The 16,276-nt window shown below is 62.9% G+C and carries 16 protein-coding genes; 8 read left to right on the top strand and 8 right to left on the bottom strand.

Annotation, left to right across the window (positions count from 1 at the left end; translation table 11 throughout):
• Positions 1-127: 127 nt before the first annotated feature.
• From EN949_RS00845 to EN949_RS00830, 4 genes are all read left to right on the top strand, one after another.
• On the top strand, positions 128-1,129 hold the full coding sequence (locus EN949_RS00845) for an Ldh family oxidoreductase (RefSeq protein ID WP_063170442.1): 1,002 nt from the start codon (positions 128-130) through the stop codon (positions 1,127-1,129).
• Between the two features lie 240 nt (positions 1,130-1,369).
• Positions 1,370-1,651, top strand: coding sequence for a hypothetical protein (locus EN949_RS00840; protein WP_013528193.1), 282 nt, complete (start codon positions 1,370-1,372; stop codon positions 1,649-1,651).
• A gap of 196 nt (positions 1,652-1,847) precedes the next feature.
• On the top strand, positions 1,848-2,300 hold the full coding sequence (locus tag EN949_RS00835; RefSeq protein ID WP_013528194.1) for a DoxX family protein: 453 nt from the start codon (positions 1,848-1,850) through the stop codon (positions 2,298-2,300).
• A 93-nt stretch (positions 2,301-2,393) separates the two neighbouring features.
• On the top strand, positions 2,394-3,371 hold the full coding sequence (locus tag EN949_RS00830) for a complex I NDUFA9 subunit family protein (protein ID WP_024501904.1): 978 nt from the start codon (positions 2,394-2,396) through the stop codon (positions 3,369-3,371).
• A gap of 29 nt (positions 3,372-3,400) precedes the next feature.
• Here the strand turns inward: EN949_RS00830 and EN949_RS00825 are convergent, their stop codons facing one another.
• Positions 3,401-4,768 carry a cytochrome P450 gene (locus EN949_RS00825; protein ID WP_013528196.1) on the bottom strand — a complete coding sequence of 456 codons (1,368 nt, stop codon included), beginning with the start codon at positions 4,766-4,768 and terminating at the stop codon, positions 3,401-3,403.
• Positions 4,769-4,945: 177 nt separating this feature from the next.
• Here EN949_RS00825 and EN949_RS00820 point away from each other — a divergent pair, with 177 nt between their 5' ends.
• The 4 genes from EN949_RS00820 (at position 4,946) to EN949_RS00810 (ending at position 9,586) form a co-directional block, all read left to right on the top strand.
• The gene (locus EN949_RS00820) at positions 4,946-5,515 is read left to right on the top strand and encodes an NADPH-dependent FMN reductase (protein WP_063169841.1); all 570 of its coding nucleotides are present in this window, start codon (positions 4,946-4,948) and stop codon (positions 5,513-5,515) included.
• A 248-nt stretch (positions 5,516-5,763) separates the two neighbouring features.
• Positions 5,764-5,895, top strand: coding sequence for a hypothetical protein (locus EN949_RS37015; protein WP_255337201.1), 132 nt, complete (start codon positions 5,764-5,766; stop codon positions 5,893-5,895).
• A gap of 70 nt (positions 5,896-5,965) precedes the next feature.
• The gene (gyrB, locus tag EN949_RS00815) at positions 5,966-8,437 is read left to right on the top strand and encodes a DNA topoisomerase (ATP-hydrolyzing) subunit B (RefSeq protein ID WP_013528198.1); all 2,472 of its coding nucleotides are present in this window, start codon (positions 5,966-5,968) and stop codon (positions 8,435-8,437) included.
• Between the two features lie 231 nt (positions 8,438-8,668).
• A complete protein-coding gene (locus EN949_RS00810; RefSeq protein WP_013528199.1) occupies positions 8,669-9,586 on the top strand; it encodes a hypothetical protein in 918 nt (305 codons plus the stop codon).
• Positions 9,587-9,684: 98 nt separating this feature from the next.
• Here EN949_RS00810 and EN949_RS00805 read toward each other — a convergent pair whose 3' ends face one another.
• The 7 genes from EN949_RS00805 to EN949_RS00775 all read right to left on the bottom strand — a co-directional run bounded on the left by EN949_RS00805 (position 9,685) and on the right by EN949_RS00775 (position 15,987).
• Complete coding sequence (locus EN949_RS00805) at positions 9,685-11,166, bottom strand: hypothetical protein (protein ID WP_127365530.1); 1,482 nt, start codon at positions 11,164-11,166, stop codon at positions 9,685-9,687.
• A 147-nt stretch (positions 11,167-11,313) separates the two neighbouring features.
• Positions 11,314-12,711 carry an NAD(P)(+) transhydrogenase (Re/Si-specific) subunit beta gene (locus tag EN949_RS00800; RefSeq protein ID WP_013528201.1) on the bottom strand — a complete coding sequence of 466 codons (1,398 nt, stop codon included), beginning with the start codon at positions 12,709-12,711 and terminating at the stop codon, positions 11,314-11,316.
• Between the two features lie 6 nt (positions 12,712-12,717).
• The gene (locus EN949_RS00795; protein WP_024501908.1) at positions 12,718-13,146 is read right to left on the bottom strand and encodes an NAD(P) transhydrogenase subunit alpha; all 429 of its coding nucleotides are present in this window, start codon (positions 13,144-13,146) and stop codon (positions 12,718-12,720) included.
• Positions 13,143-14,423, bottom strand: a complete 1,281-nt coding sequence (locus tag EN949_RS00790; RefSeq protein WP_063169840.1) for a Re/Si-specific NAD(P)(+) transhydrogenase subunit alpha — start codon at positions 14,421-14,423, stop codon at positions 13,143-13,145. Before EN949_RS00790 ends, EN949_RS00795 begins: the two co-directional genes overlap by 4 nt.
• Before the next feature lie 85 nt (positions 14,424-14,508).
• Complete coding sequence (locus tag EN949_RS00785) at positions 14,509-14,733, bottom strand: aa3-type cytochrome c oxidase subunit IV (protein ID WP_013528204.1); 225 nt, start codon at positions 14,731-14,733, stop codon at positions 14,509-14,511.
• Positions 14,734-14,939: 206 nt separating this feature from the next.
• On the bottom strand, positions 14,940-15,089 hold the full coding sequence (locus EN949_RS00780) for a DUF3096 domain-containing protein (protein WP_013528205.1): 150 nt from the start codon (positions 15,087-15,089) through the stop codon (positions 14,940-14,942).
• 160 nt (positions 15,090-15,249) lie between these two features.
• Complete coding sequence (locus EN949_RS00775) at positions 15,250-15,987, bottom strand: hypothetical protein (protein ID WP_245472353.1); 738 nt, start codon at positions 15,985-15,987, stop codon at positions 15,250-15,252.
• Positions 15,988-16,276 lie beyond the last annotated feature (289 nt).

Here is a 16,276-nt window from a genome sequence, read left to right as displayed (position 1 = left end):
GAGTAGGGGAGTAGGGGAGTAGGGGAGTATCGGGCCACTATCCACATTCACATTTCCATCCCCATTCGCTATTCACTGCCCACTGTCCCGTACTCCCCTATTCCCCTACTCCCCTAGGACGGCCATGATGCAACTCAGTCTCGACCAGGCAAAAGGACTGTGCCGGATGGCGGCACTTGGCGCCGGCGCCAATGAGGAAGCGGCGCAATCGCTCACTGCTTCGATCATATCAGCCGAGGCCGAAGGGCTTTCCTCGGTCGGTCTGTCGCATTTCATCGACTATCTCGAGGCGCTGGAAGCCGGACGCATCGACGGCAATGCCGACCCGGTGATCACACGGCCGGCGCTGGCAGTCTATCTCTCCGATGCACGCGGCGGGCTGGCGCATACCGGCTTCGACCGCAACATCGACGACCTCGCCAAGGCGGCAAAGCTGTTCGGTGTCGCCATCTTCTCGCAGAAGAACGCCTATACATGCGGCGCGCTCGGCTATTTCACCGGAAGGCTGGCAGCACAAGGACTGGTGTCGTTCGCAGCCACCAACGGCCCGGCCGTGCTTGCCGGCTCGGGCTCGGTCAAGCCGGTCTACTGCACCAACCCGATGTCGTTTGCCGCGCCTGCCGCCGACGGGGCGCCGCTGGTCATCGACCAGTCGTCGAGCGCCACCGCTTTCGTCAACATCCGCAAAGCGGCCGAGGACGGCAAGACAATCCCGGAAGGCTGGGCACTGGACGCCAGCGGCAATCCGACCACCGATCCCGCCGCCGCCATGAAGGGTGCAATGCTCGCCTTCGGCGGTCAGCGCGGCGCCAACATCGCGCTGATGGTCGAGGTGCTGGCGGCGGGCCTGTCGGGCGCCAACTGGTCGCTCGACGCGCCATGGTTCAGCGGCGGGCCGGACAGCCCCGGCACGGGACTGTTCGTGCTTGCTATCGAACCCAAGCTGCTCGATCCAGATTTCGAGCAACGAATGAAGGACCAGCTTGACCGGCTGCGGCGGCGCTTCGGCGTGCATGTGCCCGGTCGTGCCCGCGCAGAGGCCGCCGAGAAGGCGCAAGCGCGCGGCATTACCGCATCGAAGGCCGTGGTGCAGCGCATTTCCGAATTCGCTGCACGCTATTCTTCCTGAATATTATTAAATATCAATTAGTTATCTGGAATTCGTCCGCCGCAGGCGCGGCGCAGTGCGATTTTCTTTGCGCGCCGCTGAACCTTTCCGCGCCTTGCTGCGACCCAGCTTTGTCCAGGGCAAGGCGAGCTTGCCCGATCCACACCGAGGGAAGCAGCAAACCGAAATCGAAAGCCTGCATCACGCGAAGGCCGGTCCTTCGCGCTTCGGAAAACTCAACCCAAATCAAAGGAAATTGCCATGACCAACACCAAGATCACCATGCTGACCGCCGTCCTTCTGCTCGGCTCGTTCATGGGCGCCACACAGGCAGCCACCCTGAAGGCCGCACCGGTCAAGCCGTCCAGCCCGGGTGTCATCGCTGCCCCGAGCGGCGGGGCCACCGAAGACCACTACTGCAAGAACGGCCATGCAAAATTCGCCAATTGCAGCGCTGATTTCGTCGCCGCCTGCAAGAAGGTTGGTGGCACCATGTCGGATGTTCAGGGCTGGGGTGGGCGTACTTGCTTCACGCCCTCCTGATACCGTCTCAGGTCAGGCCGCGCCGTCGGCCCCTGGCTTCGCATGGATGTCACCCGGAAAACCCCGCTTCGGCGGGGTTTTCTGCGTTTTGATCGCACGATGGTAAAACATTCTCGTTTTGGTCAACTTTTGTTTATTTGACTTCGACCAACCTGATCGGCCGTTTGCGCTGATTGAGCAAAACAGAGGAGCTACAATGTCGGCAAGCACGGACAATCCCCGCAACGCCCTTGTCATCCCGGTCCTTGGCAGGTTTTACGCGGCCCTGCACGATGGTGCCGAAACCGTTCTTCGCGTCGTCGCCGGCGGGTTTCTCGCCATCCACGGTTCGCAGAAGATCACCAATCCTTTCGGCGCTGCCGAGATGGTCGAGGGTCTCGGCTTCTATCCGGGCGCGTTGTGGTCGTTGCTTCTGGCCTGCACTGAATTCTTTGGCGGCATCTTCATCGCCATCGGCTTTTTGACGCGGCCGGCCGCCTTTGCCGGCCTGTTCGTGCTGCTGGTCACGGTCTGGTTCCACTGGGTCACCATGGGCCAAGGCTATTCGGGTGCGGAAAAGTCGCTGCTGTGGGCAGCGATCCTGCTCTTCTTCGTCATTCGCGGCGGCAACCGCCATTCGGTCGACAACCGTATCGGCAAAGCGTTCTGACAGGCTGATAGCGACGACGCGTCGCCCTTTGCCTTTGGCACGAAACGGATTATGAAACGGCTTCAGCCAAGCCTGCGAGCGCCGGAGCCAGCCATGACCGAAATCCTGCAGACCCCAAAGCTCGTCGTCGTCTTTGGCGGGTCAGGCTTTGTCGGCCGCCATGTCGTGCGCGCGTTGGCCAAGCGCGGCTATCGCATCCGGGTCGCCTGCCGGCGGCCCGATCTCGCCGGCCATTTGCAGCCGCTCGGCAATGTCGGCCAGATCCAGCCGGTCCAGGCCAATGTGCGCGTGCGCTGGTCGGTAGACCGCGCCGTGCAAGGCGCCGACCATGTCGTCAATCTGGTCGCCATCCTGCATGAGAGCGGCCGGCAGAAATTCTCCGCCGTGCACGAGTTCGGCGCCCGCGCAGTGGCCGAGGCCGCGCGCTCGGTCGGCGCCGGCCTGACCCACATTTCTGCGCTTGGCGCCGATCTGGACTCCGAATCAGACTACGCGCGCACCAAGGCGCTTGGCGAAAAGGCTGTGCTGGAGACGATCAAGGACGCCGTGATCTTCCGGCCGTCGATCAATTTCGGACCCGAAGACGGCTTCTTCAACCGCTTCGCCAACATGGCGCGCTATTCGCCGGTGCTGCCGCTGATCGGCGGCGGCCAGACCAAGTTTCAGCCGGTCTATGTCGGCGACGTGGCCGAAGCGGTGGCGCGCTCGGTCGACGGCAAGGTGGATGGCGGCCAGATCTATGAACTCGGCGGACCGAAGGTGCTCACCTTCAAGCAGTGTATGGAAGAGCTGCTCGACGTGATCGAGCGCAAGCGGCTGCTGGTGCCGGTTCCGTGGTGGGTGGCCAACATCCAGGCCTCGATCCTCGGTCTCCTGCCCAACCCGCTGCTGACCAAGGACCAGGTGATGCAGCTGCGCGAGCACAACATCGTTTCGGACGCCGCCAACCAGACCAACAGGACGCTTGCGGGGCTAGGCATCCAGCCGCAGTCGATCGCGACGATCCTGCCCAGCTATCTCTGGCGCTACCGCGCCGCCGGCCAGTTCCAGCAACGCAAGCCCGCGGCCTAATTCGGCGCAACTGCCTGAAGGTGTCACGCCTAACGCGGCGTGACCTGCATCGGTAGACCGCCTTGCGGCTGCGTGGTCAGTTTCTGTACCGGCCAGGGTTTCGTTTCGGCGGTGGTGTCGAAGCGGAAGCGCGACAGCATGATCGCCAGCGCGATGATCGCCTCCTGCATGGCGAAGCTGGCGCCGATGCAGACGCGTGGGCCGGCGCCAAACGGCAGATACTGGAAGCGGTCGATCTTTTCGCGATTTCCCGGGTGGAAGCGTTCCGGCAGGAAGGCATCCGGCCGGTCCCACAGTTTCCTGTGGCGATGCACGACCCAAGGCATCACCAGCACCGCGGCGTGCTTGGGGATATGAAGATCCTTCCACATTTCCGGTTCGATCGGCTCGCGGTTGATCGACGGCGCCGGCGGATAGAGCCTGAGCGCTTCGTCGAAAGCCGCGCGCGTGAAGGGCATGGCATCGAGCCATTTCGTCGGATCGGGCTCGCGCGCCAGCACCTGGTCGATCTCCTGCTCGACCCGGTTGCGCTCCCACGGTGATTCAGCCAGGCAATAGAGCGTCCAGCCGAGCGCACGCGCCGTCGTCTCATGGCCGGCGCCGATGAAGGTGATGATATTGTCCTCGACCTCGGCCCGCGTCAGTCCGTCGGGTCCCTCGGCCTTGAGCAGCAGTGTCAGGAAATCCTGCGGCACGGCATCGGGATCGCGCTTGAATTTCGCTTCGCGCATCTTGACCGTGTCGGTGACGATCTTGCGGAAATAGGCCATGGTCTTGCGGCCACGGATGCGGGTCAGCCTCGGCAGCCAGTCGGGCGCACGCAACAGGTCGAGCGGATCGACGCGACCCATGGTCTCGAACAGGCGGTCGATCTCGTTGGCGAAACTGCCGGGCTCGCCTGATATCTCGCCGGAAAACAGCGTCTCGGCCAGGATGTCATAAGTGAGCAGCGTCATGTCATGGGCGATGTCAGACGTGCCGCCGTCTTCGTAACGGGTGACGAAGTCCTGCGTGCGCCTCAGCATCGGCTGGGCGAAGCCGAAGATGTGGCGCGGCGTGAACACCGGCGCCATCGCCTTGCGCGACCGCTTCCAGACCTCGCCCTCGGCGGTGAGCAGGCCGTCGCGCAGGATCGGCCGCAGGATCTTCTGGCGCACCGTCGCCATCTTGTAGTTCCTGGCGTTGTCGACCAGCACATGCCGGATCAGGGCGGGATCATTGGCGACGATCAGATGTCCGCCAACGCCGTTCGCCGAGATCCACGGCTCGTTGTAGGTATGCTCACCCCACAATTCGAGCGGGTTGCGGTAGACGATGCGGATCATCTCTAGCGTCGAGGGCGGCGTCGTGCGCGGCTTCGGCGCCGGGGGAATGAAGGGGGCGGGCTGGATGTCCATGCTGTGCTCCGCTGATGACCCAATGTAGTGGGCCGCAAAGCAGGCGTCCATGTGACCGAACGGCAAGGCCCTACTCTCCGGAATGTGACCGGTTACCGCGAGGTGCCTTCTTGTTGCCCCGAGCGGCATGCCCTAGGTGGCAGTCACCAATGGATACCGCCACCGCAGGAGCCCAGCTTGAAGCACCAGTTGAACATCATCATCGGCAGCACGCGGCCAGGCCGCGCCGGACCGATTTTTGCCGAGTGGCTGGAGAGGTTCGCGCGCGAGCACGGGAAATTCGAGCCTGTACTGACCGACATCGATGCGTTCAAGCTTCCGGTGCTGGACGAACCGCACCATCCAAGGCTTGGCAACTACCAGAACGATCATACCAAAGCCTGGTCCAAGGCGATCGATGCCGCCGATGCCTTCGTCTTCGTGGCGCCGGAATACAATTATTTCGTGGCGCCGGCGATCGTCAACGCGATCGACTATCTCTCGCGCGAATGGAAGTACAAGGCAGCCGCCATTTTCAGCTATGGCGGCGTCTCCGGCGGCCTGCGCGCGGCGCAAGCGCTGAAGCCGCTGCTGACCTCGGTAGGTGTCATGCCGATCCCGGAAGGCGTCGCGCTGCCGATGTACCAGAAACTGCTCGACGAAAATGGCGCTTTCAACGCCAGCGAACAGGTGCAGGGCGGAGCCAAAACCATGCTCGACGGGCTGCTGCGCTGGAGCGAGGCTTTGAAGCCGATGCGGGCAGGCTGAAAACGCTGGTCTTCCGCAAAAAACCCCGGTTTGCTGCCATAGAGAGGTGGTCGTGCACAGGAACGAACTGGGGGGCAGTTCGATTTGCGCTTGCTGTTTGCCTTGCTGCCTATGCTCACCACCGCCACCGCAGTGGTGGCGCCTGGCCCTGGTCATCGCCAACGACGACCACCGCCTGATCCGGCCGCCCGCCCGACATGACGCCGGGGCGCGACCGCAGCAGGCGGCTGGCGCCGAGATACAAGTTCATGATCAAGGTTTCTCAAGGACCGCTGGCCGAAGTGAAATGGGGGCCGGCGGAGGCCCGCCATTGGCAGCCGGCCATTCCCAGTGAAATGCCTGCAAACCTTGGAAAAACCGCCTTTTGCGCCTATATCTAGTCGATATCAGAGGCGCGATTCGGCGCGGACTTTTCGCGCTGTGCAGGCGGCATCCAGACAACAGGTTTTCATGAGCGATCAGATCGACAACAACAACGGCGCTGAAGCCGAATACGGCGCCGATTCCATCAAGGTTTTGAAGGGGTTGGACGCTGTCCGCAAACGCCCCGGAATGTATATCGGTGATACAGACGACGGCTCGGGCCTGCATCACATGGTCTATGAAGTGGTCGACAACGCCATCGACGAGGCGCTGGCCGGTCACGCCGACCTCGTCACCGTGACGCTCAACCCCGATGGTTCGGTCACTGTGATCGACAATGGCCGCGGAATTCCGACCGATATCCACACCGGAGAAGGCATTTCGGCGGCCGAAGTGATCATGACGCAGCTGCATGCCGGCGGCAAGTTCGACCAGAATTCCTACAAGGTCTCGGGCGGCCTGCATGGCGTCGGCGTCTCGGTGGTCAACGCGCTGTCGGCGTGGCTAAAGCTGAAGATCCGCCGCAACGGCCAGATCTTCGAGATGAGTTTCACGCATGGCAATGCCGACGCACCTCTGAAGGCGACCGGCACCTATGAGCAGGACAAGCAGCCGGGCACCTATGAGGGCCGCAGCGGCAGCCAGATCACCTTCTTCCCGTCGGCCGAGACCTTCACCATGGTCGAGTTCGACTTCGGCACGCTGGAACACCGGCTGCGCGAGCTTGCCTTCCTCAATTCCGGCGTGCGCATCATTTTGACCGATGCCCGTCACGCCGATGTCGTGCGCCATGAACTGCACTACGATGGAGGCCTCGAAGAATTCGTCAAATATCTCGATCGCGTCAAGAAACCGCTGATCGACAAGCCGATCGCCATCCGGGCGGAGCGCGACGGGATCACCGTCGAAGTGGCGATGTGGTGGAACGACAGCTACCACGAGAACGTGCTGGCCTTCACCAACAACATCCCGCAGCGCGATGGCGGCACGCATCTGGCCGGCTTCCGCGGCGCGCTGACGCGTCAGATCACCGGCTATGGCGAATCCTCTGGGCTGACCAAGAAGGAAAAGGTCTCGTTGATCGGCGACGATTGCCGCGAAGGTCTGACGGCGGTGCTGTCGGTCAAGGTTCCCGACCCGAAATTCTCCTCGCAGACCAAGGACAAGCTGGTCTCGTCGGAAGTCCGTCCTGTCGTCGAAGGCCTGGTCAACGAAGCGCTCGGCACCTGGCTGGAAGAACACCCGAGCGAAGGCAAGGTGGTCGTCGACAAGGTGATCCAGGCGGCGGCGGCGCGCGAAGCGGCGCGCAAGGCGCGCGATATCACCCGCAAGAGTTCGCTCGGCGTCACTTCCCTGCCCGGCAAACTGGCCGACTGCCAGGAACGCGACCCGGCGAAATCCGAAATCTTCATCGTCGAGGGTGATTCCGCCGGCGGCTCCGCCAAGGGTGGGCGTTCGCGCCAGAACCAGGCGATCCTGCCGTTGCGCGGCAAGATCCTCAATGTCGAGCGGGCGCGCTTCGACCGCATGCTCGGCTCCGACATGATCGGCACGTTGATCACGGCGCTCGGCACCTCGATCGGCAAGGACGAGTTCAACGCCGACAAATTGCGCTACCACAAGATCATCCTGATGACCGACGCCGACGTCGACGGCGCCCATATCAGAACCTTGCTGCTTACCTTCTTCTTCCGGCAGATGCCGGAGCTGATCGAGCGCGGCCATCTCTACATCGCCCAGCCGCCGCTCTACAAGGTGACGCGCGGCAAGAGCTCGCAATACATCAAGGACGAAAGCGCGTTCGAGGAGTTCCTGATCGGCTCGGGACTGGAGGAAGCATCGCTTACGCTCGGCTCGGGCGAGGTTCGCATCGGGCAGGACCTGCGTGGCGCCATCGATGACGCGCTGGCGGTGCGCCAGCTGATCAACGGCCTGCACACGCGCTACAACAGAGGCGTCGTCGAGCAGGCGGCGATCGCCGGTGGGCTCAACCCGGACGTGTTCGCCGATCTCGGTCGCGCCAACGACATGGCGGAGCGGATTGCAAAACGCCTCGACATCATTGCCGAGGACACCGAGCGCGGCTGGACCGGCCGCATGTCGACCTCGAATGAAGGCGTTGGCGGCTATGTGTTCGAGCGCACGGTGCGCAGCGTCAAGGAATATGCGCATCTCGACCTGGCGCTGATCAATTCGGCCGACGCACGCCAGCTCGACCGCTACGCACAGCGCCTCAGCGAGGTCTACGGGTCGCCGCCGGTGCTGCGCCGCAAGGATGTCTCCGAAACCATCTCGGGGCCGCTGGCGATGCTCAATGCGGTCTTTGCGACAGGCCGCAAGGGCCTGACGATGCAGCGCTACAAGGGTCTCGGCGAGATGAACGCCGAACAGCTGTGGGAAACCACGCTCGATCCGAACGTGCGCTCGCTGCTGCAGGTCAAGGTCAATGACGCGACCGATGCGGATTCGCTGTTTTCGCGGCTGATGGGCGACGAGGTCGAGCCCAGGCGCGAGTTCATCCAGGACAACGCGCTGTCGGTCGCCAATCTGGATATCTGATCTGGCCGTTAAATCTGAATTGGCGCGCTGCGGCGCGCCAATTGTTCCACCGGCGGCAACAAAATCAATTTGCAACGCGCCGGAACGGAAGTCCCTGCGAGACATTGTGACAATATCGATCACAATTTCTAACAGGAGGCTTCCATGGGACGCGGCATTTTGCTCTGGTTGCTCGGCATACCGATCCCGATCATCATTCTGATCATGCTGTTCGTACGATAGGGGGCACTTATGCAGTCCACCCTATCGGCTGTCGACGTTTCCACTTCAACAGAATCCTCCTCCACCGCCGTCAGTTGGGGACCGATCATCGCCGGTGCCTTCGCGGCCTCGACGCTGACCTTCATCCTCATGCTGCTGGGCTCCGGGCTTGGATTGAGCATGGTGTCGCCCTGGTCGGGATCCGGCGCATCTGTCACCACTTTCGCGGCATCCACCGCCGTCTGGCTGATCATCGTGCAATGGCTGTCCTCGGGTGTCGGCGGCTACCTTGCCGGACGCCTGCGCACCAAATGGGTCGGCATCCACACGGACGAGGTGTATTTCCGTGATACCGCCCATGGCTTTCTTGCCTGGGCGTTGGCCACACTGCTCGTCGTCGGCGTGCTTGGCTCCGCGCTTTCCGCTGCCATAGGCTCGGGCGTGCAGGCGGTGTCCACCATCGCGTCTGGTGCGGCCATGGGCGCATCGGCGGGGGCTTCGGCCAATGCCGGCAGCGCGTCGGCCGACAATGCGACATCCTACCTGGTGGATTCACTGTTCCGTCCGGCTGATCCGGGCAAGCTCGCGGCCGCCAATCCGGACAGCGATGCGGCCGCGGTTGGGCAGGCTTCGCGCATCCTGATCGCCGGCGCCGCGGCAGGCGAGGTTTCCGCAGACGACAAAACCTATCTGTCGCAGTTGGTCGCCGTTCGCACGGGGCTTTCGGAAGCAGATGCCAGGACCCGGGTGGATGCCGTCCTCGCCAAGGCCCAGGACGCCAAGGTCAAGGCGCAGCAGGCCGCCGACACAGCCAGGAAGGCCAGCGCGACGTTTGCCCTGCTTGGTGCGCTCTCGCTGGCCATCGGCGCCTTTATCGCCAGTGCTGCCGCGGCCCTTGGCGGCAGGCAGCGCGACGATGAGGAAGCGGTTTTTATCACCAACCGTTGAACTGCACTTGCAACAAAGCCACTCTGGCCCGCCCGGAGCGGCTTTGCTTTGAAGTTGTCGAGCGGCGCTGCCACGACCCCGTTCGCTGAAATCCGTTCTTATTTTCGGGGAGGAATCGCCGGCACTTCGGCTTGGCTCGGCTCCAGTTTGCGACCGAGGTCGACAGCGTCGCGCAGCACGGCGAGATGCGAGCGCGGCTGATCGCCGGCAGCAACCTCGATACCGGTCGCCGCCAACGACCAGTACAGCGTGTGGGTGAAGACACGGCCGAGGGAACCGCGCAGCTCGACCTGAACGTTCTCCACGCCCGGGCCGAAATTCTCCGCCATCGGCCCTGAGATCGGATCGCCCGTCAGCCAACCGTTGCCGCGGTCGAAGATATTGGTCCAGCGCGTCGCAGCAAACACCGCGCCATGATGCACCGCCCGCTGTGGCTTGCCGGAAGAACGGTTGCGCCCTTCCTGATAAAGCACGGTGCCACCGGCCGCCGCTCCCTCGGCAATCGGCGGACATGCCGAGAACAGGCGCTCGGCGATGCCGCGCCTGAATTCGGCGAGATTGTGCGTCACCAGAAATTCGCTGTGGGTCAGCGGGCTACCAAGCGTGACGAAATCGCTGATCTTCCAAGGCCGATGGCTGTCGTCCTTGGTGCGCAGTTGGCGATAGAGCTCCCACTGATCGCGCCGGAACCCGGCAAGATCGTCAAGGCTGCCGGGCCATGCCGAGCCGTCGGCAACAAGCGTCGCCTTGTCGATGGCGTGGATAGCCTTCAGTTTCGCCTTGTCGCGGATGGCCTCGAGTTTTCGGGGCCTGAAATCGGACCACAAGATCTGCAACAGGTCATAGGCGATCATCGAGCCGAGGCTGTGCGAGACCAGCACGATGCGATCGTAGGTATCGTCCATCATCAGACGCTTCAGCAGCTTCAGGCCGCGGTCGCGGATCAGCGCCCGCTTCTCTACCGTGGCCGCTTCAGCGCGCACATAGCCCGCGACATCGCCGAAATAGGGAAGGCCAAAACGGTCCACTGACCAGATGACGAACGAGGCCAGGATGGTGACGAGGACGCCGACGGTCCACGAAATCTGCTGCTGCCAAACCGACGTCGCAAGCGCGAGCGTCGCGACCAGGACGATGATGGCGGCAACCAGAGTGACCAGATAGAGCTTTCGGGCGTCCGGCGGTATGTCGGTGGGCTTGCGCCACAGCAGATTTGTCACCCAGGCGGCAAGCCGGCCTCGCGTCGTGCCCTGCGTGATGTCGGCCCAGTAAAGCTCGTAGAAGTCGGTGCGGCGGCCATCGACATCGTAGGGCGTGGTGATGCGGCGAAGTTCGTACGAATTGGTCCGGCTGTCGGGAGTGATCCAGCTCTGGTTGATCTTCGCGCCGGCGGGGTCGGCCGGATCGGCGACATGGGCATAAAACGGCGCGCGGTTGGGGTCATGGCTCCAGACAGCCTGGACAAAGCCTCGCAGCGTATCCATCGGCCGCTGTTCGCCCATGCCATGCACGATCACCACCGCCTGGCCAGGCTTGCGCGGCGCTTTCCCGGCGGGCGGCGATGCGATCGGGTCAGGCACCAACGTCTCCGTCGACGACAATCCCGCCGTCGAGGCGGGAATTCGTCATCGTAGCGCCGAAATCGCCGTCAAGCCAAGAAAGCCTGCCAAGAAAAAGCCCGGCGCGAAGCCGGGCGATTCTTGGCGTGTCCCGGCGCTTATCCCGGATCAGTGATCCATGGCTTTGACGATCTCTTCGGTCATCTTCTTGGCGTCGCCGAGCAGCATCATGGTGCCGTCCTTGTAGAACAGCGTGTTGTCGATACCGGCATAGCCGGAACCGAGCGAGCGCTTGACGAACAGGCAGGTGCGCGCCTTGTCGACGTCGAGGATCGGCATGCCGTAGATGGGTGAGGACTTGTCGTCGCGCGCGGACGGGTTGGTGACGTCGTTGGCGCCGATGACATAGGCAACGTCGGCTTGCGCGAACTCCGAGTTGATGTCCTCAAGCTCGAACACCTCGTCGTAGGGCACATTGGCTTCGGCGAGCAGCACGTTCATGTGGCCGGGCATGCGGCCGGCGACCGGGTGGATGGCGTACTTCACGTCGACGCCATTGGCCTTGAGCTTGTCGGCCATTTCGCGCAGCGCATGCTGCGCCTGGGCAACCGCCATGCCGTAGCCCGGCACGATGATGACTTTCTGGGCGTTCATCATGAGGTAGGCGGCATCGTCGGCAGAACCCTGCTTGACCGTGCGTTCGATGCCGTCATCGGCGGCCGCTGCCGTCTCCCCACCGAAGCCGCCGAGAATGACCGAGATGAAGCTTCGGTTCATGCCCTTGCACATGATGTAGGACAGGATCGCGCCGGATGAGCCGACCAGCGCGCCGGTGATGATCAGCGCCAGATTGCCGAGCGTGAAGCCCAGCGCCGCCGCCGCCCAGCCGGAATAGGAATTCAGCATCGAGACGACGACCGGCATGTCGGCGCCGCCGATCGGGATGATCAGCAGGATACCGAGCACCAGCGAGGCGGCAACGATCAGCCAGAAGACCAGCTTGGACTCGGTGGTGACCAGCAACACGATCAGCACGACGAGCGCGATAGCAAGTGCGGCGTTGATGAAGTGGCGTGCGCCGATCATGATCGGCTTGCCGGACATGCGGCCATCGAGCTTGAGGAAAGCGATGACCGAGCCGGTGAAGGTGATGGCGCCGATGGCGACGCCAAGGCTCATCTCGATCAGGGCCTGGGCATGAATGTCGCCATCCGTGCCGATGCCGAAGCTTTCCGGGGCATAGATCGCGGCAGCCGCCACCATGACGGCGGCGAGGCCGACCAGCGAGTGGAAGGCAGCGACCAGCTGCGGCATCGAGGTCATGGCGATGCGGCGCGCGGTAACGGCGCCGACGCCGCCGCCAATGGCAAGGCCGAGCACGATCAGGCCGAAGCGGCCGGCGGACGGGGTCGCCAGAGCCAGTGTGGTGGCGATGGCAATACCCATGCCGATCATGCCGTAGAGATTGCCCTGGCGGCTGGTGGTCGGATGCGACAGGCCGCGCAGCGCCATGATGAACAGGACACCGGAGACGAGGTAGAGGAAGGACGCGAAGTTGGCGTTCATGGCGCTCTACTTGTCCTTCTTCTTGTACATGGCCAGCATGCGCTGGGTGACGAGGAAGCCGCCGAAGATGTTGACCGAAACCAGCATCAGCGCGACGAAGCCGAAGCCCGCGGCAATGCCGGAGGCGGCGATGCCGACGGCAAGCAGCGCGCCGACGACGATGACCGAGGAGATGGCATTGGTGACGGCCATCAGCGGCGTATGCAGTGCGGGGGTCACCGACCAGACGACGTAGTAGCCGACGAAGATCGCCAGGACGAAGATGGCGAAGCGGAAGACGAAGGGATCGATGGCGCCGCCGGAGAGCGCATGCGCGGCATCACCGGCCGCGTCAGTGCCGCCGGGCGCGGTCGCCAGATTGTGCACCGCCAGCCGGACGGCGGCGGAGGCCTGGTCGAGCTGGTCGAGGGCTTTCTGCAGGGTCTGGTCCATCACGCGATCCCTTTCGGCTTCGACGAGGGCGACTTGGGTGCGGCCGCCTTCTTGGGCGCGGCTTTCTTGGGCGAAGCATCGGCGACCATGGTCTTGGCCGGGATCGCGGCCGGCTCGACATATTGGCCCTTTGCCGGCTGCTGGTCGGCTTTCACGAAAGCCGGATGAACCACCTTGCCGCCATCGGTCAGCATCGTTGCCTTGACCAGATCGTCGTCGCGATTGATGGCAAGCGTCTTGGCCGTCTTATCGACCAGCGTCTCGAGAAAGGCGAACAGGTTCCTGGCATAAAGCAGCGAGGCCGACGCCGCGATGCGGCCAGGCACATTGAGATGGCCGACAATCTTGACGTTGTTGGCGGTGGTGACCACCTTGCCGGCTTCGGCGCCCTCGACATTGCCGCCGCGCTCGACCGCGAGGTCGACGATCACCGAGCCCGGCTTCATCGAAGCGACCATCGCCGCCGAGACCAGCTTGGGCGCCGGCCGGCCGGGAATGAGCGCCGTGGTGATGACGATATCCTGCTTGGCGATGTGCTCTGATGTGAGTGCCGCCTGCTTGGCCTGATATTCCTTCGACATTTCCTTGGCGTAGCCGCCGGCCGTTTCGGCCGCCTTGAATTCCTCGTCCTCGACCGCGAGGAACTTGGCGCCGAGCGAGGCGACCTGTTCCTTGGCGGCGGGGCGAACGTCGGTGGCGGTGACAACCGCACCAAGCCGGCGCGCGGTGGCGATCGCCTGCAGGCCGGCGACGCCAACGCCCATGATGAAGACCTTCGCCGCCGGCACCGTGCCGGCCGCCGTCATCATCATCGGCAAGGCGCGGTCATATTCCGAAGCCCCGTCGATCACCGCCTGATAGCCGGCCAAATTGGCCTGCGAGGACAAGACGTCCATCGACTGCGCGCGGGTGATCCGGGGCATGAATTCCATCGAGAAAGCGGTGACGCCGGCCTTGGCAAGAGCTGCCACGGCGGCATCGTTGCCGTAGGGGTCCATGATGGCGATCACAGCCGCGCCGGGCTTGTAGCTCTTCAGCTCGGCATCACCAGGCCGGCGCACCTTCAGCACCACATCGGCCTTGGCGACATCGGAAGCCTTGCCGATAGCAGCGCCGGCGCTCGCATAGTCGGCATCGATGATGCGCGATTTCAGACCGGCACCGGCCTCGACGACGACGTCGAAGCCCAACGCCGCCAGCCGTTTCACCGTATCGGGCGAAGCCGCGACGCGCGGCTCGTTGGCATCGAGCTCACGAGGGATGAAAACCGTCTGTCCCACCGCATGATCCTTTCGGCCGGAAGCTATTTCCCGCAAGACGCCGGCCGGCCTCGCGGCGGCGCCGTGGACAAGATGTCGGAAAAATCTATCGGAGGATAAAGGCGCCGACAGCCAGAATCAGCACGAACAGAATGGTCGCCGAGAAGAAGCCGCCCGCGAAGAAGCCGAAGGCCATCGCCAGGAGCAGGGCGCCACAAAACAGCGAGCCGTACTTGGCCAGCGCGAGGAAGCCCGCATAGGTGCGGTCATGCTCGGCATAGTCCATCTTCGCGCCCAGTTCGACAGGACCAGTCGGCGAGTGATCAGCCATAGGAATACCCCTTCGAAGACATCTTTCAGGCACATAGCGAAAAGCCGCGCCGAGAGCAATGGCGCTATTGCCGCACAACAACCGACAACTGCCTCAAAGAAAGATTGAAGCCAGCAGTCGACGCCGCGACGGAGTCCGATCGCTGGATTCTGATGCTTGATGCGGAACTCCGAAGGGCGGACGCTTGCGTGGCCTAAGCCGGCGCCTCAGCCGGCTAGATGCGGAAATAGCCCGAGCAACCCGACGACGATCAGATAGAGCGCGACGATGTAGTTCAACAGCCTTGGCATGACCAGGATCAGCACGCCGGCGATCAGCGAGATGAGCGGGGTTAGCGCAAGTGTGGAAATGGTCATGGCGGGTTCCCTCAAAAACCTCAGATCGACCCGGAGCGCTGCTCGTGGCCTCACCCAGAACGCCGAAGTCGCCAAAAGGCTCCTGTCGGCCCTGCAAAATCGTGTGGATCCCTGCCGTATCAGGCGGCTTCGTGATAGTATTTTGCCGTCGGCAGGATGGTCAGCGGCGCGAGTTCCCGACATGCGGCGTATCGAACAGCATGCGCTGCTCCATTGGCGTCGAGCGGAAGAACGGGAACCGTGAGAAGGACCGCTCGCGGATTGCGTTGACGTCGGCGCGGTAGAGCACGACCTTGTTGAAAACGCCCGGATAGGCGCGCGACTCGCTGATCTTCTCCGAGTAGTAGATACGCTTGTAGAAGCCGGCGTGATCCTCGCGAATGGTCGACAGGCAGTAGGGCGCGTTGAAATGGAAGCACGCCATGCCGGCCAGCCGCAGCGTCAGGTAGGGAATCTGCGGGTAGACGCGCGACCATTCGGGATCGGACGCAAACCGGCTGGGACAGATGAAGCTCAGCCCGTCACGAAGCATCGGCATGACGATGTCGCCAAAGGCCTTGGTGGAAGGCGACATCGGCGTCGCCAAGGTGACGTGATGGATACGCAGCGTGCTGACGAGTTCCTGGTCGATATAGACCCCGAAGCGGTACACATTCGGTGCCTCGTCGAGCTCATCGTGAATGGTATGGTTTTCGTTGTCGGGCACCATATCGTTCGAGCGATATGACTTGTAGCGCAGGCGGTAGATGTCCTCGAGATCTTCGCCCTTGTCGCAGCGGCGGTACTCTGTCCGCTCAAGCATCGCCGAAACGTTGCGGGCGAAGCTGGACATGGTGTCGGCGGCGTCCTTGCCGTCCTCGCCCGTCACCGGACGAAGCGAACTCAACTGCACAATCATCAACTCAATCCCCGTACATTGCCGCCGCGATCCGACACTACGACAGGGTCTTGGGATGTAAAAGATGAAAACAGGAAGCAGCCCGTTTACCAGTCGTTAAGGTTAACGATTGCTAAAATAAAACTAAAATTGGTGGTTTTCTTCGTTTTCTGCGTCGCGACGGGGAAAGAGCGTGTCTCGAACATGACGGGAAGCGGCTGAAATTCTGGCATGGCCCGCGATGTGCAAAGAAACCTCGAATGCAGTGAATGCCTAAAGCCTGGGCGCCTGTTCAATCCTGATGGAAACA

The sequence above is a fragment of the Mesorhizobium sp. M7A.F.Ca.US.007.01.2.1 genome (assembly GCF_003998165.1).
Lineage (GTDB): Bacteria > Pseudomonadota > Alphaproteobacteria > Rhizobiales > Rhizobiaceae > Mesorhizobium > Mesorhizobium ciceri.
This window is presented reverse-complemented; position numbering and strand designations above follow the sequence as displayed.